The sequence below is a fragment of the Compostibacillus humi genome (genome assembly GCF_014637175.1).
Taxonomy (GTDB): domain Bacteria; phylum Bacillota; class Bacilli; order Bacillales; family Amphibacillaceae; genus Oceanobacillus; species Oceanobacillus humi.
Map to the genome: position 1 here is coordinate 1 of NZ_BMEV01000039.1, position 22,785 is coordinate 22,785.

General features: G+C 42.5%; 22 protein-coding genes and 2 other annotated features. All 22 genes read left to right on the forward strand.

Annotated elements, in window-relative coordinates:
- Nucleotides 1-555: 555 nt before the first annotated feature.
- The 22 genes from IEV18_RS10725 to rpoB all read left to right on the forward strand — a co-directional run bounded on the left by IEV18_RS10725 (nt 556) and on the right by rpoB (nt 22,740).
- On the forward strand, nt 556-1,017 hold the full coding sequence (locus tag IEV18_RS10725; protein ID WP_188392377.1) for a CtsR family transcriptional regulator: 462 nt from the start codon (nt 556-558) through the stop codon (nt 1,015-1,017).
- Nucleotides 1,018-1,037: 20 nt separating this feature from the next.
- Nucleotides 1,038-1,577: a protein-arginine kinase activator protein McsA gene (gene mcsA / locus IEV18_RS10730; RefSeq protein WP_188392378.1), complete on the forward strand. Its 540-nt coding sequence runs from the start codon at nt 1,038-1,040 to the stop codon at nt 1,575-1,577.
- Nucleotides 1,574-2,638 (forward strand): protein-arginine kinase McsB, encoded by a 1,065-nt coding sequence (gene mcsB / locus IEV18_RS10735; RefSeq protein ID WP_188392379.1) that lies wholly within the window; start codon nt 1,574-1,576, stop codon nt 2,636-2,638. The genes mcsA and mcsB overlap by 4 nt, the downstream gene beginning before the upstream one ends.
- Nucleotides 2,639-2,651: 13 nt before the next feature.
- The gene (gene clpC, locus IEV18_RS10740; protein ID WP_188392380.1) at nt 2,652-5,081 is read left to right on the forward strand and encodes an ATP-dependent protease ATP-binding subunit ClpC; all 2,430 of its coding nucleotides are present in this window, start codon (nt 2,652-2,654) and stop codon (nt 5,079-5,081) included.
- A 146-nt stretch (nt 5,082-5,227) separates the two neighbouring features.
- Nucleotides 5,228-6,598 carry a DNA repair protein RadA gene (radA, locus tag IEV18_RS10745; RefSeq protein WP_188392381.1) on the forward strand — a complete coding sequence of 457 codons (1,371 nt, stop codon included), beginning with the start codon at nt 5,228-5,230 and terminating at the stop codon, nt 6,596-6,598.
- 166 nt (nt 6,599-6,764) lie between these two features.
- Nucleotides 6,765-7,856, forward strand: coding sequence for a PIN/TRAM domain-containing protein (locus IEV18_RS10750; protein ID WP_188392382.1), 1,092 nt, complete (start codon nt 6,765-6,767; stop codon nt 7,854-7,856).
- A gap of 143 nt (nt 7,857-7,999) precedes the next feature.
- Nucleotides 8,000-9,469, forward strand: coding sequence for a glutamate--tRNA ligase (gltX, locus tag IEV18_RS10755; RefSeq protein ID WP_188392383.1), 1,470 nt, complete (start codon nt 8,000-8,002; stop codon nt 9,467-9,469).
- 45 nt (nt 9,470-9,514) lie between these two features.
- Nucleotides 9,515-9,732: a binding site (T-box leader), on the forward strand.
- 71 nt (nt 9,733-9,803) lie between these two features.
- Nucleotides 9,804-10,460 (forward strand): serine O-acetyltransferase, encoded by a 657-nt coding sequence (gene cysE, locus IEV18_RS10760; RefSeq protein ID WP_188392403.1) that lies wholly within the window; start codon nt 9,804-9,806, stop codon nt 10,458-10,460.
- On the forward strand, nt 10,450-11,853 hold the full coding sequence (gene cysS / locus IEV18_RS10765) for a cysteine--tRNA ligase (RefSeq protein WP_188392384.1): 1,404 nt from the start codon (nt 10,450-10,452) through the stop codon (nt 11,851-11,853). Before cysE ends, cysS begins: the two co-directional genes overlap by 11 nt.
- Nucleotides 11,854-11,856: 3 nt before the next feature.
- Nucleotides 11,857-12,258 (forward strand): Mini-ribonuclease 3, encoded by a 402-nt coding sequence (locus IEV18_RS10770; RefSeq protein WP_188392385.1) that lies wholly within the window; start codon nt 11,857-11,859, stop codon nt 12,256-12,258.
- Nucleotides 12,259-12,260: 2 nt separating this feature from the next.
- The gene (gene rlmB, locus IEV18_RS10775) at nt 12,261-13,007 is read left to right on the forward strand and encodes a 23S rRNA (guanosine(2251)-2'-O)-methyltransferase RlmB (protein ID WP_188392386.1); all 747 of its coding nucleotides are present in this window, start codon (nt 12,261-12,263) and stop codon (nt 13,005-13,007) included.
- Complete coding sequence (locus tag IEV18_RS10780; RefSeq protein ID WP_188392387.1) at nt 13,007-13,525, forward strand: NYN domain-containing protein; 519 nt, start codon at nt 13,007-13,009, stop codon at nt 13,523-13,525. Before rlmB ends, IEV18_RS10780 begins: the two co-directional genes overlap by 1 nt.
- Nucleotides 13,526-13,671: 146 nt before the next feature.
- Nucleotides 13,672-14,319: an RNA polymerase sporulation sigma factor SigH gene (sigH, locus tag IEV18_RS10785; protein ID WP_188392388.1), complete on the forward strand. Its 648-nt coding sequence runs from the start codon at nt 13,672-13,674 to the stop codon at nt 14,317-14,319.
- Nucleotides 14,320-14,391: 72 nt separating this feature from the next.
- Nucleotides 14,392-14,541, forward strand: coding sequence for a 50S ribosomal protein L33 (gene rpmG, locus IEV18_RS10790; protein WP_188392389.1), 150 nt, complete (start codon nt 14,392-14,394; stop codon nt 14,539-14,541).
- A gap of 35 nt (nt 14,542-14,576) precedes the next feature.
- Nucleotides 14,577-14,744: a preprotein translocase subunit SecE gene (gene secE, locus IEV18_RS10795; RefSeq protein WP_188392390.1), complete on the forward strand. Its 168-nt coding sequence runs from the start codon at nt 14,577-14,579 to the stop codon at nt 14,742-14,744.
- A 134-nt stretch (nt 14,745-14,878) separates the two neighbouring features.
- Nucleotides 14,879-15,415: a transcription termination/antitermination protein NusG gene (gene nusG, locus IEV18_RS10800; protein WP_188392391.1), complete on the forward strand. Its 537-nt coding sequence runs from the start codon at nt 14,879-14,881 to the stop codon at nt 15,413-15,415.
- Nucleotides 15,416-15,598: 183 nt separating this feature from the next.
- Nucleotides 15,599-16,024: a 50S ribosomal protein L11 gene (gene rplK / locus IEV18_RS10805; protein ID WP_188392392.1), complete on the forward strand. Its 426-nt coding sequence runs from the start codon at nt 15,599-15,601 to the stop codon at nt 16,022-16,024.
- 136 nt (nt 16,025-16,160) lie between these two features.
- Complete coding sequence (gene rplA / locus IEV18_RS10810; protein WP_188392393.1) at nt 16,161-16,853, forward strand: 50S ribosomal protein L1; 693 nt, start codon at nt 16,161-16,163, stop codon at nt 16,851-16,853.
- A 51-nt stretch (nt 16,854-16,904) separates the two neighbouring features.
- Nucleotides 16,905-17,052, forward strand: a sequence feature (ribosomal protein L10 leader region).
- A gap of 27 nt (nt 17,053-17,079) precedes the next feature.
- Nucleotides 17,080-17,583: a 50S ribosomal protein L10 gene (rplJ, locus tag IEV18_RS10815; protein WP_188392394.1), complete on the forward strand. Its 504-nt coding sequence runs from the start codon at nt 17,080-17,082 to the stop codon at nt 17,581-17,583.
- Nucleotides 17,584-17,628: 45 nt separating this feature from the next.
- Nucleotides 17,629-17,994 carry a 50S ribosomal protein L7/L12 gene (rplL, locus tag IEV18_RS10820; protein ID WP_188392395.1) on the forward strand — a complete coding sequence of 122 codons (366 nt, stop codon included), beginning with the start codon at nt 17,629-17,631 and terminating at the stop codon, nt 17,992-17,994.
- Nucleotides 17,995-18,086: 92 nt separating this feature from the next.
- Nucleotides 18,087-18,689 (forward strand): class I SAM-dependent methyltransferase, encoded by a 603-nt coding sequence (locus tag IEV18_RS10825; protein WP_188392396.1) that lies wholly within the window; start codon nt 18,087-18,089, stop codon nt 18,687-18,689.
- Between the two features lie 514 nt (nt 18,690-19,203).
- Nucleotides 19,204-22,740 carry a DNA-directed RNA polymerase subunit beta gene (gene rpoB / locus IEV18_RS10830; RefSeq protein ID WP_188392397.1) on the forward strand — a complete coding sequence of 1,179 codons (3,537 nt, stop codon included), beginning with the start codon at nt 19,204-19,206 and terminating at the stop codon, nt 22,738-22,740.
- The last annotated feature ends 45 nt before the right edge of the window (nt 22,741-22,785 follow it).

Here is a 22,785-nt window from a genome sequence, read left to right on the forward strand (position 1 = left end):
CTTACCCGTAAACCATTGTCGTGTTTGTCAAGAGCGATGGCGGGAGTTCCCCTCATCCTAAAATATTAGGATTTTTATTTTGAGGTTGTTTTCATAGAACTTTTTACACTACCGGAATAATATGCAAAAAATTTAGCACATTATTGCGGTGAAGTCTAGTGAAGGTGCTGGAGGAATTTGAACATAAAAGGCTTATTTTGGATGGAATAATGTGGAGCTTTACACTATTCGATCCTCAAATTCCTCCACCTTTGTAATAATTACATCTTCTAAACCAGGGATTTTTATGGTATTATTCATTTACACGCTTCTCCTCTCTTTTTGCTTGTTTCTCGTCAATTCAAGTATAAAAGAAATTGGAGAAGCGTGTTTTTATTTGTCTTTAAATTATTTCTAAACCCCAACATTTAGTATAGAGCCTCTTTTTTTGTCTAAAATAATGATAAAAGGTATTTGCATCTCTTCGTTTATAAAGTATAATAAAAATAAAGTCAAAGATAGTCAAAGTCAAAACAGCAGAATGACTCTGGAGGACGAGCAAGAGGAGATGATATTATGAGCAACATATCGGATATCATTGAGCAATATTTGAAGAGTGTACTGCAGAAAAAAGGTCAAAATGTGATTGAAATTAAACGAAGCGAGATTGCCGACCGATTTCAATGCGTACCATCGCAGATTAATTATGTTATCAACACCCGGTTTACATTGGAAAAAGGATATGTTGTGGAAAGTAAGCGGGGAGGCGGGGGTTATATCCGCATCATGCGCATAACCCACAAGGATAAATCGAAATTAATTGATGAAATTTTAGAAATGATTCATCCGGAAGTGTCCCAACGTGCTGCTGTTGATGTGCTGGAACGGCTTCTCGAGGAAGAGATTATTACAAAACGGGAGGCAAAAATTATGCTAAGCGCGATTAACCGGGAGACGCTGGCTTTCCAGCTTCCTGTCCGCGATGAAATCCGTTCCCGAATATTGAGTGCCATGCTGACCCAATTAAAATATCTTTAATTTTTAGAGGGGGACTTATGTTGAAATGCCAAGAATGTCATGAGCGTCCAGCGACACTTCACTTTACCCAAATTATTAATGGACAGAAAAGGGAGATTCGCGTATGTGAAGTGTGTGCAAAGGAAAAAGGTTATATTCATTATTCAGAAGAAGGATACTCACTTCATGACCTGCTTTCAGGGCTTTTTAACTTTGATACACCGAGCATAGAAAACCAGCAGGGAGCCTTTCAACAAGTTCAAGAATTACAATGCCCAAGCTGCGGCATGACTTTTAATCAGTTTAAACAGATTGGCAAGTTTGGCTGTGCTCAATGTTATCATACGTTTCATCCGCGTCTGGAACCGATTTTCCGCAGAGTTCACGCAGGGAATACGAAACATGTAGGAAAAATACCGAAACGAACAGGGGTCCATCTTCAAAAGCGCAAACAAATTGAAGAGTATAAGAGACAGCTGCAACATTTGATTGAAACGGAGGCTTTTGAAGAAGCAGCAAAAATTCGTGATAAAATAAGAGCATTAGAAAATGACGGGAAGATTGCGGGGGAAGACGCATGAGTTTGGAGCACTTTATGAACGAAGCGATAAGCCCGTGGATGCGGGAAGATGGTCCGGACAGTGATATTGTTTTAAGCAGCCGGATTCGGCTGGCGCGGAATTTTGCGAATTTCCCATATCCAATTATTGCCGATGAAGAGAAGCTGGAAGAGATCCGGCTATTTTTCGAAAAAGAATTTGCCCATCAGACTTTCCAACATTATGGGGAGTTTGAATTTATACCTACCCGGGAATTGTCTGCCATAGAAAAACGGGTACTGGTGGAAAAACATCTCATAAGCCCGAACCTTACGAAATTTTCCCAGGAATCCGGAGCCTTAATAGCCCAAAATGAGCAGGCATCTATTATGGTTAACGAGGAAGATCACGTTCGCCTGCAGATTTATTACCCGGGACTGCAGCTTCAACAGGCATTGGAAAAGGCATTTGAATTGGATGACTGGCTGGAAGAAAAAATTACGTTTGCATATGATGAAACGAGAGGATATTTAACATCCTGCCCGACCAATGTCGGTACAGGAATGCGCGCATCTGTCATGGTGCATTTGCCTGCATTGGTGATGACAGGGCAAATAAATCGCCTTATGCCAGCTGTAAATCAGTTAGGCTTAGTTGTAAGAGGAATTTACGGAGAGGGCAGTGAAGCGCTAGGCAATATTTTTCAGATTTCCAACCAAATTACTCTAGGTAAATCGGAACGAGATATTGTTGCCGATTTGGAAAGCGTCGTTCATCAATTAATTGAACATGAACGCAATGCCCGATTTATGCTGATGAAGGAAAGAAATACTCAGCTGGAAGACCGTATTTACCGTTCATACGGTGTATTAAAATACAGCCGGATTATAGAATCAAAAGAAGCATCCAACTGTATATCCAACGTTCGTTTAGGAATAGACTTAGGAATGATTCAACAAACATCACGGACGATATTAAACGAACTTATGGTTTTAATTCAGCCAGGATTTTTGCAGCATTACGCTCAAAAAACATTGACTGCCAATGAAAGAGATGTTCTGCGTGCATCGCTAATTCGTGAGCGATTACAGTTAGAGAGTTAGGAGGAAAGCCGTTATGATGTTTGGTCGATTTACAGAAAGGGCTCAAAAAGTGCTTGCCCTTTCCCAAGAAGAGGCAGTGCGCCTCGGACATAATAATATTGGAACAGAACATATTTTATTAGGCCTCATTCGTGAAGGAGAAGGAATTGCGGCAAAAGCGTTGCAGTCGCTAGGTTTAGAAGTAACGAAAATTCAGGAAGAAGTGGAAAAATTAATCGGTGTAGGTAAACAGCCGATGAAATCCATCCACTATACACCGAGGGCAAAAAAAGTAGTCGAACTTTCCCAGGATGAGGCGCGGAAATTAGGACATTCCTATGTTGGAACAGAACATATTCTGCTCGGCTTAATCCGGGAAGGGGAAGGGGTAGCTGCCCGGGTATTAAATAATTTAGGTGTCAGCTTAAATAAAGCAAGACAGCAAGTACTGCAATTGCTGGGCAGCAATGAAACCCAGGCAGGACGCCAAGGAAGAGGCCCGCAGCAATCCAACGCCAATACTCCAACGTTGGATTCGCTGGCAAGGGACCTTACCCAAAGTGCACGAGACGGGAAAATTGACCCTGTCATTGGCCGTTCGAAGGAAATTGAAAGGGTTATTCAAGTACTTAGCCGGCGTACGAAAAACAATCCTGTTTTAATCGGAGAGCCTGGTGTCGGAAAAACCGCTGTAGCAGAGGGGCTGGCCCAGCAAATCGTCGATAACGAGGTGCCGGAAATTTTGCGGGATAAACGGGTAATGACCCTTGATATGGGAACTGTCGTTGCCGGAACAAAATATCGTGGTGAATTTGAAGATCGTCTGAAAAAGGTGATGGAAGAAATTCGCCAGGCAGGAAACATCATCCTGTTCATTGATGAATTGCATACATTAATCGGTGCGGGAGGAGCTGAAGGAGCGATTGATGCTTCGAATATTTTAAAACCTTCCCTTGCCCGCGGAGAATTGCAATGTATCGGCGCTACCACCTTGGATGAATACCGGAAATACATCGAAAAAGATGCCGCATTGGAACGCAGATTTCAGCCAATTCAAGTGGATGAGCCGACAGTGGAAGAAACAATCCAAATTTTAAAGGGGTTAAGGGACCGTTATGAAGCCCATCACCGCGTAACGATTACCGATGAAGCCATTGAGGCGGCAGCCATGCTGTCAGACCGCTATATTACAGACCGCTTCCTTCCGGATAAGGCGATTGATTTGGTCGATGAAGCAGGTTCAAAAGTACGTCTCCGTTCCTTTACTGTGCCGCCAAACCTAAAAGAATTGGAAATGAAATTAGAGGAAGTACGCAAAGAAAAGGATGCAGCAGTGCAAAGCCAGGAATTTGAAAAAGCAGCCTCTCTGCGTGACGCAGAACAGCGCTACCGGGAGGAACTGGAAAAGACGAAACGGGAATGGAAGGAAAAACAAGGTCAGACCGATTCCAAAGTAACAGAAGAGGATATTGCAAGCGTCGTTTCCAGCTGGACCGGTGTTCCTGTTTCTAAGCTGACGAAAGACGAAACGGAACGTCTATTAAATATGGAAGAAACGCTGCATAAACGGGTTATCGGTCAGGAAGAGGCGGTAAACGCCATTTCTAAAGCGATACGAAGAGCCAGAGCAGGACTGAAAGATCCGAAACGGCCAATCGGTTCCTTTATTTTCTTAGGGCCTACTGGAGTCGGAAAAACCGAACTGGCGAGAGCGCTGGCGGAAGTGATGTTTGCCGATGAAGATGCGATGATTCGTGTCGATATGTCCGAATATATGGAGCGTCATTCTACCGCCCGGCTTGTCGGTTCCCCTCCAGGATATGTCGGCTATGAAGAGGGCGGCCAGCTGACGGAAAAGGTGCGGAGAAAACCATATTCTGTCGTCCTGCTGGATGAAATTGAAAAGGCTCATCCAGAAGTGTTCAATATCCTTTTGCAAGTATTAGAGGATGGAAGGTTGACGGATTCGAAGGGAAGGGTCGTTGACTTCCGCAACACTATCATCATTATGACTTCCAACGTAGGGGCAAGTGAATTGCGGCGAAATAAATATGTCGGATTTACCCTAGGGGATGAGAAGCAAGAATATAAGGATATGAAGGCGAAAGTCATGGATGAACTGAAAAAAGCCTTTCGTCCGGAGTTTTTAAATCGGATCGATGAAACGATTGTCTTCCATTCTTTAGAAGAGAAGCATATGAAGGATATTGTTATCTTGATGATTAAAGAATTGCAAAAACGTCTTAAAGATCAAGATATTGAATTCACCCTGACGGATAAAGCGATTGAAAAAATTGCCAAAGAAGGTTTTGATCCTGAATACGGGGCCCGACCTTTACGCCGCTCCATTCAAAAGAATATTGAAGATAAGTTATCCGAGGAACTTTTGAAAGGAACGATTTCGAAAGGACAAAAAGTAAAAATTGGATTGAACAGCAAAGGCGATTTCGTTATACTGCAATAAAAAGCTAGAAGAGATTCTCTTCTAGCTTTTCCTCCATAGGCAGAAAATGTGGCATATTTGTGGGAATTTTGATAGGAAAATGATAGGAATTTGTAACCTAGGGAAGGGAAAAATAGTCTAATATGGATTGAGAAGGGAAGAGGGCATTGGCTAAAAGAAAAACAAAATTTGTCTGTCAGGAATGCGGATACGAGTCCCCGAAATGGATGGGAAAATGTCCTGGATGTCAACAATGGAATTCTTTTGTAGAAGAAATGGAAGCATCTTCTAAAGCAAATCGCCATATATTGAATGGGAATAGGAAATTTGTGCAAAAACCGGAAAAAATTACGGAAATTAAGTCGGAAAAAGAACCGAGAATTGCCATTTCATTAGAAGAATTTAACCGGGTTCTTGGCGGCGGGATTGTGCCAGGATCATTGGTGTTAATCGGCGGAGACCCTGGAATCGGAAAATCCACGCTGCTATTACAAGTATCCTCCCAATTGGCAGAGAAAGGGTTGCCTGTACTCTACATTTCTGGAGAAGAATCGACAAGACAAACGAAACTGCGGGCAGAACGGCTAAATATACAATCTGAATTATTATACGTATTATCGGAAACTAATTTATTTGATATTTCTCAGCAAATTGATGTTATTGAACCTTCTTTTGTCGTCATCGATTCGATTCAAACGATTTACAGGGAAGAAGTGACGAGCGCTCCCGGAAGCGTGTCCCAAGTTCGGGAATGTACTGGGGAGCTTATGCGCATTGCCAAGAGCAAAAATATCCCTATTTTCATCGTCGGACATGTTACGAAGGAAGGTGCCATTGCCGGGCCAAGACTGCTTGAGCATATGGTTGATACAGTCCTCTACTTTGAAGGGGAAAGGCATCATACATATCGAATGCTTCGGAGTGTGAAGAACCGCTTCGGTTCGACAAATGAAATGGGAATTTTTGAAATGAAGGAAACGGGCTTGGAAGAGGTGAAAAACCCGTCCGAAATTTTTTTAGAAGAGCGTTCACAAGGAGCAGCCGGATCGACCGTAGTTGCTTCCATGGAAGGGACAAGACCGGTACTCGTAGAGATTCAGGCATTAATATCCCCATCAAGCTTTGGAAACCCCCGAAGAATGGCCACTGGTATTGATCACAATCGTGTTCCATTGTTAATGGCAGTATTGGAAAAACGGGTTGGAATGATGCTGCAAAATCAGGATGCTTATATTAAAGTTGCCGGCGGGGTGAAACTGGATGAACCGGCTATTGATTTGGCAATTGCAGTAAGCATTGCCTCAAGTTTCCGTGATAAACCTACACGGCCTGATGATATATTTATCGGAGAAGTGGGCCTTACAGGTGAGGTCAGACGGATATCCCGGATTGAACAGCGAATTCAAGAAGCTGCAAAACTTGGATTTAGCAGAGTAATTTGTCCAAAAAATAATTTAGAAGGATGGCATCCGCCAAAAAATATTACAATTATTGGTGTAAAAACCGTCCAGGAAGCATTAAACATTGCGTTGCAATAAAAGAAGGATTGAATCCCGACTTTATAGTGTGGTAAAATGATTGGTTTAGTAAAAATTGAATATTTCCAAGTGATATGCTATGATTTAATTGGCATCATATATTTTCCGATTCTTAGACTAATTGTTGCAATTAAAGGTAATAATGGATTGCAGGAGGTGAAAAATCATGCTAAAAATTATCGTTCATCTGTTTTTCGTTGTACTTGGAGGAACGATTGGATTTATTTATGTTCCAAATATTATCCAGCTGCTAGAGTTTGCGGATGTAGCTTGGCTCACTTCACCGTATATAGGAATGGTCATCGGTGCAATTATTTTCTTTCTAATTTCCTACTTTTTGTCCGGATATATTGTCGATTTCCTCAAATGGATTGAAGAAGCATTAATTAAACTTCCGGCAGTAGATTTATTTTTTGGCAGTCTCGGGCTGATCATCGGCCTGGTCATTGCGTACTTTATAAACCGGCCGCTCCAGGATATAAACATTGAAGTAATCTCCCAAGTATTGCCTCTTTTTATTATGATTCTCCTAGGATATTTTGGTTTTACAGTAGGATTTAAGCGCAGAGATGAATTTATTAATTTACTGCGCAGCTCGGGAAGAAAAGACAAACGGAAGGCGGAAGAAGAGGAGACAGAATCTTCTCAGCCTCGAGCTAAAATATTGGATACGAGTGTAATTATCGACGGCCGAATTGCCGATATTTGCCAAACCAACTTCCTTGAAGGGACCATTGTCATACCGCAGTTTGTATTAGAGGAACTGCAGCATATCGCCGACTCCTCAGATGCGTTAAAACGGAACCGCGGACGCCGCGGACTGGACGTATTAAATCGGATTCAAAAAGAGCTTCCCGTAAAAGTCGAAATATATGAAGGGGATTTTGAGGAAATCCAAGAAGTGGACAGCAAACTTATTAAACTGGCAAAAGTAATCAATGGAATTATCGTTACCAATGATTTTAATTTGAACAAAGTTTGTGACCTGCAAGGAGTTAACGTGTTAAATATTAATGATTTGGCTAATGCGGTCAAACCGGTTGTCCTTCCTGGAGAAGAACTCGTCGTTCAAGTGATTAAAGATGGCAAGGAGCATAACCAAGGGGTTGCTTATTTAGATGACGGTACAATGATTGTCGTCGAAGAAGGGAAAAATTACATTGGCAAGACGATAGAAGTATTAATTACAAGTGTGCTGCAAACTTCGGCAGGCAGAATGATTTTCGCAAAACCAAAATTACTTGAAAAAGCATTGTAAACAAGGTATAACTTATAGAAGAACGGATGGAAAGTGATAACAGTTCATGTTATCACTTTTTCTTCTAAAACTCACGAAATAAAGGTGTTTAGCAGCGGAAATTTCCTGTTTAAAAGGAATTGTCCGAGGAAAGGGGAACCATCATGACGAAAGATATTCGGGTGCGGTATGCACCTAGTCCTACCGGTCATTTACATATCGGAAATGCGAGAACGGCATTATTTAATTATTTATATGCAAGACATTACGACGGAAAGTTTATTATTCGGATTGAAGATACAGATGAAAAGCGGAATGTGGAAGGCGGAGAAGAAAGTCAGCTTAAGTTCCTCAAATGGCTTGGCATCGAATGGGATGAAGGAGCGGATATCGGCGGGGACTACGGACCGTACCGCCAAACAGAAAGACTCGACATATATAAAAAATATGTAGATGAGCTTCTGGAGCGGGGCTTGGCATACAAATGCTACATGACAGAAGAGGAATTGGAACAGGAAAGGGAGGAGCAGCGAGCGAAAGGGCAAGTTCCGAAGTATTCCGGAAAACACCGGAATCTTACCCCAGACCAAATTGCCGCCTTTGAAGCAGAAGGACGGAAACCGAGCATTCGCTTCCGGGTGCCGGAAAACCGAACGTATACGTTTCACGATTTAGTTCGAGGAGAGATTACCTTTGAATCGAGTGATTTTGGCGACTGGGTAATCGTGAAGAAAAACGGGGTCCCTACTTATAATTTTGCTGTAGCCATTGATGATCATTTAATGAAAATATCCCACGTTCTCCGCGGGGAAGAACATATTTCCAACACGCCAAAACAAATGATGATTTATGAAGCTTTTGGCTGGGAACCGCCAAAGTTCGGCCATATGACACTAATCTTAAACGAAGATCGGAAGAAATTAAGCAAACGGGATCAGCACATCGTCCAATTTATCGAGCAATATAAAAACCTGGGCTATCTTCCGGAAGCATTATTTAACTTCATTACATTACTTGGCTGGTCTCCGGTTGGTGAAGAAGAAATTTTTGACAAAGAAACGTTAATCAACATTTTTGATCCAGAACGCTTATCCATCTCTCCGGCAATTTTTGACCAGCAAAAACTAAAATGGATGAATAACGTTTACATTAAAAAGCTGGCGAAAGAAGACGTTGTTCAATTGGCGTTGCCGCATCTTGTGGAAGCCGGAAAACTGCCGGAAAGTATGGATGAAAAGACGCGCCGCTGGGCGGAGCAATTAATCGGCCTATACCAGGAACAGCTGCGATACGGTCAGGAAATTGTCGAATTAACGGAACTATTCTTTAAAGAGGACATTTCCTACGATGATGCAGCGAAAGAAGTGCTGCAGGGAGATCAAGTTCCTGAAGTGCTGCAAGTTTTTGCAGATAAAATTATTCATCTGGATGATTTCCATCAAGATTCGATTAAAGCCCAAATTAAAGCAACTCAAAAGGAAACCGGCCATCGCGGCAAGAAATTATTTATGCCGATTCGTGTGGCAACGACTGGCCAAACCCATGGGCCTGAACTCAATTTAACGATTGAATTGCTCGGCAAGGAAAAGGTTATCGCCCGTCTAGACAAAGTATTAAAAGAACTCGATGCATAATAGTACACAATTTTGCCGTAGTATAATATATTATTAAATAAAAATATGGGAACGTTGACGAGGAAAAGTAAAAAATGGAAAGCTTACCCAGAGAGAATCACCGCTGGCTGGAAGTGATTCTAAGCGCCATTTTTGAAGTGCCCCTCGGAGTCTGTTATGGAACTTTCAGTACATAACAGCGGTACTCTGCCGTTATAAGAGCACGAGTTGGGAGAGGTTTTTCTCTTCAAACAGAGTGGAACCGCGCTTCAAGCGTCTCTGTACAAAAAGTATAGGGATGCTTTTTTATTTGCCGCAAATATTGCCATCAAAGGGGGAGAACATTCAAATGGGGATTTTTCGCCGAATGAAGGAAGATATGGATGTTGTTTTTGAACAGGATCCGGCTGCAAGGTCTTATTTAGAGGTATTTTTAACCTATTCCGGCTTGCATGCTATATGGAGCCACCGGGTTGCCCATTTTTTCTATAAAAGAAAACTATTCTTTATTGCAAGGGTCATTTCACAGGTCAGCCGTTTCTTTACAGGCATTGAGATCCATCCGGGAGCAAAAATCGGGCGCAGGTTTTTCATCGATCACGGCATGGGGGTCGTTATCGGGGAAACATGCGAAATCGGGGATGATGTAACGATTTTCCAAGGAGTCACTTTAGGGGGAACAGGGAAAGAAAAAGGCAAACGTCATCCGACAATTAAAGATAATGTATTAATTTCAACGGGGGCAAAAGTGCTCGGCTCGATTACCATTGGGGAAAACTCGAAAGTTGGCGGCGGAGCAGTTGTCATTAAAGATGTGCCGCCGAACTGTACGGTCGTTGGTGTGCCGGGGAAAGTTGTTGTCCAAAACGGGAAGCGGGTTTCCAGGGATTTAGACCACCATAAATTGCCCGATCCTGTTGCAGATAAATTTAAAGAAATGCAGACAGAAATCGAGGCGTTAAAAGCGGAAATTGCCAAATTAAAGGAAAGGATGACAGAGGATGACAATTAAAATTTATAATACGCTGACCCATGAGAAGGAAGAGTTTCGGCCGATAGAAGAAGGAAAAGTAAAAATGTATGTGTGCGGGCCGACGGTGTATAACTATATTCATATCGGAAACGCCCGTCCGGCCATCGTCTTTGATACGGTGCGCCGATACTTTGAATATAAAGGATATCAAGTCGATTATGTCCTCAATTTTACCGATGTGGATGATAAAATCATTAACCGGGCAAAAGAAACGGGAGAAACTGTCCATGATATTGCCAACAAATACATTCAAGCGTATTTAGAAGATGTGGAAGCCTTGGGAGTGAAGAAGGCAACCCATAATCCTCGGGTAATGGAAACGATGGATGAAATTATCGAATTTGTCAGCTCTCTTATCGATAAAGGATATGCATACGAGGTGGATGGGGATGTTTACTTTAAGCCAAGGGCATTCGAAGGTTACGGAAAGCTTTCCCATCAGTCCATCGATGAACTAAGGGCTGGAGCAAGAATTCAAGTTGGCGAAAAGAAAGAGGATCCATTGGATTTTGCCCTTTGGAAAAAGGCAAAAGAAGGAGAAATTTCCTGGGATTCTCCTTGGGGGAAAGGCCGGCCGGGATGGCATATTGAATGCTCGGCTATGGCAAAAAAATATTTAGGGGAAACGATTGATATTCATGCCGGCGGGCAGGACCTGACATTCCCGCACCATGAAAATGAAATTGCCCAGTCTGAAGCAAATACAGGAAAAACCTTTGCAAACTATTGGATGCATAACGGCTATATAAATATTAATTCCGAAAAAATGTCCAAATCCCTCGGGAATTTTATATTAGCACGGGACCTGATTGCCAAACACGACCCGCAAGTGATTCGTTTCTTCATGCTGTCTGTCCATTACCGGAATCCGATTAATTTTACGGAAGAGCTGCTGGAGAGTGCTAAAAATAGCTTTGAACGGATTAAAACCGCATACAACAATTTGGAACATCGCAAGCAATCAAGCATGAACTTGACCGAGGACACGGAAGAATGGTTCGGAAAAATCGATGAGTGGAAAAAGCAATTTGAAAAAGAAATGGATGACGATTTCAATACGGCAAATGCCATTTCTGTTTTATTTGAATTCATTAAAGAGGCAAATCAGTATGTACAATTGGAGCAGACATCGACAGAAGTAATCGAAAAATTCCAGGAGACAATTTCCGCGATGTTGGGAATATTAGGATTAGAGATAACAGAGGATACATCTGTTTTGCTGGATGAAGAAGTCGAACGATTAATTGAAGAAAGAAATGAAGCGCGGAAAAACCGGAATTTTGCCAGGGCAGACGAAATTCGCGATATGCTGAAGGAAAAAGGGATTATTTTGGAAGACACTCCACAAGGTGTTCGTTGGAAGAGAGGATAATGAATGGACATAGATGTCAGGCAAATGAAGAGCCTTGCTTTAGCCTACATGGGGGATGCGGTCTATGAAATGTTTATCCGCGAATATTTGCTGAAAAAAGGGCAGATAAAACCCCATCATCTCCATCAGGAAGCGATTACCTTTGTATCCGGCAAGGCGCAGGCAAAAGTAATTTTGCAATGGCTGGAAGAAAAGGTATTGACTGATGAAGAGGAGCGGATTGTGGCAAGGGGAAGAAACGCAAAATCCGCATCCGTGCCAAAACATATAAGCGTTCAAACATACCGGTACAGTACAGCCTTTGAAACACTGTTAGGCTATCTGTACCTTGACGAACAAAAGGATCGGCTCCAGGAACTCATGGAAAGAGCGGTACAATTTATCGAGGAAGAAAAGAGTGAATAGAGATGGATCAGGAACTAATTATAGGTAAAAATCCGGTTATCGAAGCATTAAAGTCGGGACGGTCGGTCAATAAAGTGCTGCTTTCCGAAGCCCTTCATCCGACGGCAAGGGGGAAATTAATCCGGCTGGCAAAAGAAGCGGGAACGATTGTCCAAAACGTGCCAAAAACAAAGCTGGATTCCTTGACGGACGGAAATCATCAGGGAGTCGTTGCCTATGTTGCCGCCTATACGTACAGCTCAATTGATGATTTGTTTCTAAAAGCAGAAGAACGGAAAGAAGATCCGTTTTTTATCATCTTGGATGAATTGGAAGACCCTCATAATTTAGGCTCCATACTCCGTACGGCAGATGCTGTAGGAGCCCATGGAATCATCATTCCGAAAAGGCGCTCTGTCGGCTTAACCCAAACGGTCGCTAAAACCGCCGCAGGAGCATTGGAACACGTGCCGGTGGCAAGGGTGACAAATATTGCCAATACGATTGACGAACTGAAACAGCGTCAAGTTTGGGTCGTCGGCACGGCAGCAGAAGCGACAATGGATTATCGGGAGCTGGACGGGAACATTCCCATCGCGATTGTTGTTGGGAATGAGGGGAAAGGAATAAGCCGCTTAGTAAGAAAAAAATGCGATTGGACCGTCAGTTTGCCGATGAAGGGAAAGGTGAGCTCTTTAAATGCTTCGGTTGCCTGCAGCCTTCTCCTCTATGAAGTATTTCGGAATCGCCATCCGATAGGTGAAAGATAATGGTCATTTTAGTAGTAGACGGCTATAACATTATCGGGGCATGGAGCGAACTGCAAAGGCTGAAAGAGATTGATATTGGCCAAGCACGGGACAGACTGATAGAAATGATGGCGGAGTACCAGGCGATTACGAAATATCGGGTTATTATCGTTTTTGATGCATACTACGTGAAAGGAATCGAGAAAAAAGAAAAACAGTACAATATCGAAGTTATTTTCACAAAAGAAAAGGAAACCGCCGATGAGCGGATTGAGAAATTAGTAAAAAAATTAATGAATGTGAAGACCCGAGTGTATGTGGCAACTTCGGATTACGATGAACAGCGGACGATTTTTGGACAAGGAGCTTTACGAAAATCAGCCCGGGAACTATATATAGAACTGGAAGATATAAGGCGGCAAATACGGGACAGAATTGAAGAACAGCAGAAAGCAAAACCACAGTCAAAAGCTTTGCTGGATGTGTTAGACAAGAGTATGGTGGAAAAATTGGAAAAGATGCGCAGAGGGGAAGTGTAGCGTAATAAATCCTCTATTTAACTTACTCGATAGAAAAGTCAAATGCTTTATTTTTTTCAAAAAACTTTAACTATATTCCGTTGACGCCTTCCAAAATCTTCTAGTATAATAGGGACAAGTCATCATGGTGGTTAGGGGGCAAAAGATTGAGGGCCGAGAATTTTGATCGTGAACATGAACGTTTCCATTCGCTTGATGATGAGGAAATACTCGTGCTGATTCATCAAGGAAATAGTCTTGCCCTTGACTTTTTAATCCAAAAGTATCGGGGCTTTGTTCAGGCGAAGGCAAGAACGTACTTTCTCATCGGTGCTGATAAAGAAGATATAATCCAAGAAGGTATGATTGGCCTATACAAAGCAATACGCGACTATGATGATCAAAAACTGACTTCATTTAAAGCTTTTGCCGAACTATGTATTACGAGGCAAATGATTACCGCGATTAAAACGGCCACAAGGCAAAAGCATATACCGCTTAATTCCTATGTGTCGTTAGATAAGCCGATTTACGAAGAAGAATCCGACCGGACGCTATTGGATATCATTGCCGGATCACAGGATATCGACCCGGAAAAACTGCTCATCAGCCGGGAAAATAGAGGAGATATGGAACTGAAAATCTCGGAGCTTTTAAGCGAGCTGGAAAAGAAAGTTTTGCAGCTCTACCTAGACGGCCGGACGTATCAGGAAATCTCCTTAGAGTTAAAAAGGCATGTAAAATCGATTGACAATGCATTGCAGCGGGTGAAGCGGAAGTTGGAACATTTACTGGAAACGAAGGAATTAAAATGACAAACATTGACATAAATAGGGCAAACGTGCTAAATTTAATAAAGTATATTACCTCTTCTCTGGGGTGTAGTCATGAGCAAAAAGATAACTCTAGCATGCGCAATATGTTTTAGCAGAAATTATTCAACAAACAAAAATGTATCCGCACAATCTACACGTTTAGAAGTACGAAAATATTGTAAAACATGTGGGAAACATACGTTACACCGAGAGACAAAGTAACAGGCGCAGCTTAGGTAGAGTTGGGGGGTACAAGCTTGATTAAATTTCTCAAAAACGTTGGCAAGGAAATGAAAAAAGTGAGTTGGCCAAAAGGGAAAGAACTCACAAATTATACGATTGTAGTCGTTACAACGGTTGTATTCTTTGCGATTTTCTTCTTCATTGTCGATCAGCTCATTTCCTTAGGTTTAAACTTGCTATAGATTATTTGAATAATAACGATTGGATTATGCTATAATGTATAAGAATAAATTTTTGTTAAAAACCCGCGTGCCACGGGTTTTTTAAATTGGTAAAAATCAAGTTGTGCTCGTTAAAAGGGAGGGACAGGCGAAAAATGGAAAAAAGATGGTATGTTGTACACACTTATTCTGGATATGAAAATAAAGTTAAAATGAATCTGGAAAAACGCGTTGAAACGATGGGCATGCAGGATAAAATCTTCCGCGTCATTATCCCGGAAGAAGAGGAAACCGAGATTAAGAACGGCAAAAAGAAGGTAGTAAAAAAGAAATTCTTCCCCGGATATGTGCTGACGGAAATGATTATGACCGATGACTCCTGGTATGTGGTGCGAAACACTCCTGGGGTTACCGGATTTGTCGGCTCCAGCGGACACGGATCGAAACCAACCCCTCTGCTCCCTCATGAAGTAGATGAATTATTTAAACGGATGGGTGTCGAGGCGCCGAGGGTAGAAGTCGATTTTGAAATTAAAGAAAATGTCCGTGTGAAGGAAGGTCCATTTAAAGACTTTACAGGTACGATTGAACAAATTGATGCAGACAAACAGAAAGTGAAAGTACATGTAAATATGTTTGGCAGGGAAACACCAATCGAATTGGATTTTTCCCAAGTGGAAAAAATAACTTAATTTTTCTGCCTGCCTTCCCGGTGGAGACGAGTAAACTTCTGAAATTATCCGAATCATGACCTTGCAAAATCTTTCCGTTCATGGTAAAATTCCTATGTTATTTACGCTCTGACATAGAGTGTTTATATGAGTGGGAGGGATAGATCCCTATTACCACATCACGGACTTAAGGAGGTGTGTCTCGTGGCTAAAAAAGTTGTTAAAGTTGTAAAACTGCAAATCCCGGCTGGTAAAGCAAACCCAGCACCGCCAGTAGGACCTGCGCTTGGTCAAGCAGGGGTAAACATTATGGGATTTTGTAAGGAATTTAATGCGCGTACACAAGATCAAGCGGGCTTAATTATTCCTGTAGAAATTACGGTGTTCGAAGACCGTTCATTTACATTTATTACGAAGACCCCGCCTGCAGCAGTTCTATTGAAGAAAGCTGCCGGTATTGATAAAGCATCCGGGGAGCCAAACAGTAATAAAGTCGCTACTTTAAAACGCGATAAAGTAAAAGAAATCGCTGAATTGAAAATGCCTGACTTAAACGCGGCGGATGTAGAAGCAGCGATGCGTATGGTTGAAGGTACGGCAAGAAGCATGGGTATTGTTATTGAAGACTAATGACAGAAAACGGGTTGCGAGCTCGAATCTTCGCAACCTTTTTCTTGGGTGTGAATGCACTTCACACTTTTATAAAAGCGGGTGCTTTTATAAGTGGGAGGTATAACCGTTATAACCACAATAGAGGAGGATAATAATGGCTAAAAGAGGTAAAAGATATCAAGAAGCGCTTAAGCTTGTAGATAAAACAAAAGCGTATGATATAAAAGAAGCGGTTGCCTTGTTGAAACAAACCGCAAAAGCTAAATTTGATGAAACTGTAGAAGTGGCTTTCCGTTTAGGTGTAGATCCTAAAAAAGCTGACCAGCAAATCCGCGGAGCAATGGTACTTCCTCATGGTACAGGGAAGACCCAGCGCGTTTTAGTATTTGCGAAAGGTGAAAAGGCGAAGGAAGCGGAAGCTGCAGGAGCGGACTATGTAGGAGATGCAGAATATATAAATAAAATCAACGACGGCTGGTTTGATTTTGATGTCGTTGTAGCAACTCCTGACATGATGGCCGAGGTTGGAAAATTAGGCCGTGTCCTTGGACCAAAAGGCCTTATGCCAAACCCGAAAACAGGAACCGTTACATTTGATGTAGAAAAAGCAGTGAAGGAAATTAAAGCTGGTAAAGTGGAATATCGCGTTGATAAATCAGCCAATATCCACGTTCCGATCGGGAAAATTTCCTTTGAAGATGACAAGCTGGTTGAAAACTTCATTGCGATTACAGAACAAATTATCAAAGTGAAGCCACAAGCAGCGAAAGGCACCTACATGAAGAATGTAACGATCACTTCAACGATGGGTCCTGGAATTAAAGTGGATGTTTCTGATTACCGTTAATTGCCAATTGACATCTTAACGGTGGTTCGATATAATAAATCACGTTATCTAATCAAATAAATATTTATACCGTAGACAGTAGGGGCGTATAGCTTAATTATCCTACCGAGGTGTTTATAAACAAACAAGCCATTTTTGTGTCCGTGTTTGTTATAAAAGCTCCCGTGTGTCTGCGACCGGGAGCTTTCTCTATATACGGTATAAGCAACAATAGGAGGTGGAGCAAATGTCCAGCATACTCGAACAAAAGAAACAAATAGTAGAAGAGATTAAAGAAAAGTTCGAAAGCAGTCAAACAACAGTAGTTGTAGATTATCGCGGACTTGATGTCAGTGAAGTAACTGAACTTCGTAAACAATTGCGGGAAGCAGGCTGTGAATTTAAAGTATATAAAAACACTTTAACCCGCCGTGCGGTAGAAGCAGCGCAATTGGATGGCTTAAACGATCTGCTCGTTGGACCAAACGCAATTGCATTCAGTAAAGATGATGCTGTTGCCCCTGCAAGAATTTTAAAGAACTTTGCAAAAGATCACGAAGCTTTAGAGATTAAAGGCGGTGTAATCGAAGGTAAAGTTGCTACATTAGAACAAATCAATGAACTTGCTGACCTTCCAAACTACGAAGGTATGGTATCCATGCTGCTCAGCGTACTTCAAGCGCCAATTCGCAACTTTGCTTATGCGCTTAAGGCTGTTGCAGATCAACAAGAAGAACAACAAGGAGCTTAATGCTCTGTCCGTAATATAAACTAAAAAAATTAGGAGGATTTAATCATGACGAAAGAAGAAATGATTTCTGCGATTAAAGAAATGACCGTTTTAGAGTTAAACGATTTAGTAAAAGCTATTGAAGAAGAATTTGGAGTAACTGCTGCTGCACCTGTAGCTGTAGCTGGAGCTGCTGCTGGCGGAGATGCTGCAGAAGAAAAAACTGAATTTGATGTTGTGCTTGAAAATGCTGGTGCATCCAAAATTAAAGTTGTTAAGGCTGTTCGTGAAATCACCGGTCTTGGCTTGAAAGATGCGAAAGATCTTGTAGATAACGCTCCAAAAGCAATTAAAGAAGGCGTATCTAAAGATGAAGCAGAAGAAATTAAAGCTAAGCTTGAAGAAGCTGGCGCTACAGTAGAAGTTAAATAAGGTTTGCTATAGAGGAGAGCTCGTCGGATTCGATCGAGCTCTTTTCGACTACCATGGGATTTTTTGCCAACAAGATATAAGGTGGGATGATTTTGAGCGAACATTATTATAGTGAAAACCCCCAGTCAAAAAGCTCGCCAAAAACATGGGATTACCGCCTGCGGGACCACCTTTTCTCTTTTACTAGTGATCTTGGAGTGTTTTCCAAAAATGAAGTTGATTTCGGTTCGCGGCTATTAATTGAGAAATTTGAAGAACCGGCGGTTCGCGGAGATATACTAGATTTAGGTTGTGGCTACGGTCCCATCGGCCTTTCTTTAGCAAAAAGCTATCCTGATCGGCGGGTGACGATGGCGGATGTAAATGATCGGGCGTTAATCCTTGCAAAAGAAAATGCGAAGCAGAATAACATTGACAATGTGGAAATTTTGAAAAGTGATGGTTTTTCCAATCTAGGCGGACGCCGATTCGCTGCGGTCGTAACGAATCCGCCGATACGAGCGGGGAAAAAAGTATACTATCCATGGTTTGATAAGGCCCAGGAAGCTCTGCTGGAAGGCGGGGAGTTGTGGGCAGTTATTCAAAAGAAGCAAGGAGCTCCTTCGCTAAAAACAAAATTAATGGAAGTGTTTGGAAACGCGGAGATAGCAGCAAGGGATAAAGGTTACTATGTATTTTTGGCACGAAAAGTTTGACCAACGCTAAAGAATATGGTAAGATTGGAAAATGCAATAATGGGGCTTTTCTGTCATGTGCAACGTATATTTCGTTGCGCTCAGGATATGCTTATAAAATGGGGAAATATACTGCGAATCATTTCTTTTTCCATTATAACTGTATTTCGTTCCATCTGTAAACTATTATTAACAAAAATCTTTTATTTGACATTGATTAAAAGGTACATAATTCGTTGAAGGTACGAGATTTGCAGAAAAACCATTATGCAAAGGGTGCCGATGATCATCGGCCGTTATTTTTTCTAATCATGCGATACTTCACCTTGCGGGTTCTAAAGAAAGGAAAGATGGCACTTTTAAAGCTTTCCCTCCGCCCCGCCGGGTGTTAGTGGAATAAATCGGATGTTGACTGGCTCCTTAAAGAACGCAGTTAATGCTGCGTTATAAAATGGTTGGCCAGTTAACCTGCGATACATTTTTATAAAAGTAGGTACACTACTTATAAATTGTATTCTTTTAAGGGGTGAAGCAGTTGACAGGTCATCTAGTTCAGTATGGCAGGCACCGCCAACGCAGGAGTTATTCACGTATTAATGAAGTGTTGGAATTGCCCAATCTTATTGAAATCCAAACTTCCTCGTACAAATGGTTTTTGGAAGAAGGATTAAGGGAAATGTTCCAGGACATCTCTCCGATTGAAGATTTTGCCGGAAACTTATCGTTAGAGTTTGTCGATTATTCATTAGGAGAACCAAAATACGATGTTGATGAATCCAAATCGAGAGATGTTACCTACAATGCCCCGCTTCGTGTAAAGGTCCGGTTAATTAATAACGAAACCGGCGAAGTGAAAGAACAGGAAGTGTTTATGGGCGACTTTCCTTTAATGACGGAAACAGGAACCTTTATTATCAATGGTGCAGAGCGTGTCATTGTTTCCCAGTTAGTGCGCTCGCCAAGCGTCTATTACAATAAAAAGGTGGATAAAAACGGAAAAACCGGATTTGCAGCTACGGTTATCCCAAACCGTGGTGCATGGCTGGAATTTGAGACGGACGCTAAGGATGTCGTCTATGTTCGGATTGACCGCACGCGCAAACTGCCGGTTACCGTTTTGTTAAGAGCTCTCGGTTTTAGTACAGACCAGGAGATCGTTGATTTATTAGGAGAAAATGAGTATTTAAGAAACACGTTAGAAAAAGATAATACTGAATCCGCCGAAAAGGCTTTGTTAGAAATATATGAACGGCTGCGCCCCGGAGAACCACCGACCGTGGAAAACGCAAAAAGTCTGCTGATTTCACGCTTTTTCGATCCAAAACGATACGATTTGGCCTATGTAGGTCGTTATAAAATAAACAAGAAATTAAGCATTAAAAATCGCTTGTTTAATCAAGTGCTGGCAGAGACGATTGTTGATCCGGAGACCGGTGAAGTACTCGCAGAAAAAGGGCAACGGCTGGAGAGGAAACTGCTGAATAAGTTGATTCCGTATATCGAGCGTCAAGAAGATATGCTCGGAGAAGAAGTGCTCAGTCCGCACGACGGAGTATTAGGTGAAGATATTATTCTGCAGAAAGTAAAAATTTATGATCCGACCGACCCGAGCGGAGAGCGGGTAATCAATGTCATCGGAAACGGTAATGTCGATTCTAAAGTGAAGCATATTAAACCGGCAGATATTTTAGCGTCGATCAGCTATTTCTTTAATTTGCTTCATGGTGTTGGGGATGTAGATGATATTGACCACTTAGGCAACCGCCGTCTGCGTTCTGTCGGGGAACTGCTGCAAAACCAATTCCGTATTGGTCTGTCCCGAATGGAACGGGTCGTCCGGGAAAGAATGTCTATCCAAGATACATCCAGCGTTACTCCTCAGCAGTTAATCAATATTCGCCCGGTTATTGCTGCCATAAAAGAGTTCTTTGGCAGTTCCCAGCTTTCCCAGTTTATGGACCAAACAAATCCGCTGGCAGAACTTACCCACAAGCGGCGTTTGTCTGCCCTGGGACCAGGCGGGCTAACTCGGGAACGTGCTGGTTTTGAAGTTCGTGACGTACACTATTCCCATTACGGCAGAATGTGTCCAATCGAAACTCCGGAAGGACCGAATATTGGACTCATTAACTCTTTATCTACTTATGCGAAGGTAAATGAATTTGGTTTTATTGAAACCCCATACCGCAGAGTAGATCCGGATACAGGCGTTGTCACAAATCAAATTGATTATCTGACTGCCGATGAAGAGGATAATTATATTGTTGCTCAGGCAAACACGCCGTTGGATGAGAATAACCGCTTTAAAAACGAAGAAGTAATTGCCCGTTTCCGCGGCGAAAACATCGAAGTAAGCCGGGATAAAATCGACTATATGGACGTTTCGCCGAAGCAGGTTGTATCGGCTGCTACCGCATGTATTCCGTTCTTGGAAAACGACGACTCAAACCGTGCCTTGATGGGTGCCAACATGCAGCGTCAAGCGGTGCCGTTATTGCAGCCGGAAGCGCCAATTGTCGGAACCGGAATGGAATATGTCAACGGAAAAGATTCGGGAGCGGCAGTTATATGTAAACACGACGGCATAGTCGAACGAGTGGAAGCGAAGGAAATCCTCGTGAGACGGATTGTTGAAGTGGACGGAAAAGAAGTTCAAGGCGATGTGGACCGGTATAAATTGCAAAAATTTGTCCGGTCGAATGCGGGGACATGTATAAACCAGCGCCCGATCGTCAAAAAAGGTGAGCGGGTGAAGAAAGGGGAAGTTTTAGCCGATGGGCCATCCATGGAAATGGGAGAACTTGCCCTTGGCCGCAACGTGCTTGTAGCCTTTATGACGTGGGAAGGGTACAACTACGAGGATGCCATTATTATGAGTGAGCGTCTCGTGAAAGATGATGTTTACACTTCCATCCATATCGAGGAATATGAATCCGAATCTCGGGATACGAAACTCGGACCGGAAGAAATTACGAGAGACATCCCGAATGTCGGGGAAGACGCATTAAAGAATTTGGATGAAAACGGAATTATCCGAATCGGCGCTGAAGTGACCGACGGAGATATTCTGGTCGGTAAAGTTACACCGAAAGGCGTTACCGAACTGTCCGCCGAAGAGCGGCTGCTCCATGCTATTTTCGGAGAAAAAGCAAGGGAAGTCCGGGATACTTCATTGCGCGTGCCTCACGGTGCAGGCGGTATCGTTCTTGATGTAAAAATCTTCAACCGGGAAGATGGCGACGAATTGCCTCCGGGTGTAAACCAATTAGTGCGGGTGTATATTGTCCAAAAACGGAAGATCCACGAAGGGGACAAAATGGCAGGCCGTCACGGAAACAAAGGGGTTATTTCCCGAATCTTGCCAGAAGAGGATATGCCGTTCCTGCCGGATGGTACACCGATCGATATTATGTTGAACCCGTTAGGGGTACCTTCCCGGATGAACATCGGTCAAGTATTTGAACTTCATCTCGGAATGGCTGCCCGATTGTTAGGAATTCATATTGCTACCCCTGTATTTGACGGGGCAACAGAGGAAGATGTACAGGCGACACTGGAAGAAGCGGGGATGGCGAAAGATGCCAAAACCATTCTCTATGACGGAAGAACCGGAGAACCGTTTGATAATCGGGTGTCTGTCGGCGTCATGTATATGATTAAACTTGCCCATATGGTTGACGATAAATTGCATGCGCGCTCCACTGGGCCATATTCCCTCGTTACCCAGCAGCCGCTTGGCGGTAAAGCCCAATTTGGCGGTCAGCGGTTTGGGGAAATGGAAGTGTGGGCGTTGGAAGCTTACGGTGCAGCTTACACCCTTCAGGAAATTTTAACGGTAAAATCGGACGATATTGTCGGCCGTGTGAAAACATATGAAGCGATTGTCAAGGGAGAAAACGTGCCAGAACCGGGTGTGCCTGAATCCTTCAAGGTGTTAATTAAGGAATTGCAAAGTCTCGGTATGGACGTGAAAATGTTAAACAGCGATGAAGAAGAAATTGATATGCGGGAGTTAGAGGAAGAAGATACCCAATCAGCAAACAAATTGAATCTGGAAGTGGAAGAACATTAATTCTAACCGGAAAAGGCCTCTTTTCCGGTTAGGATAAATGAAAAA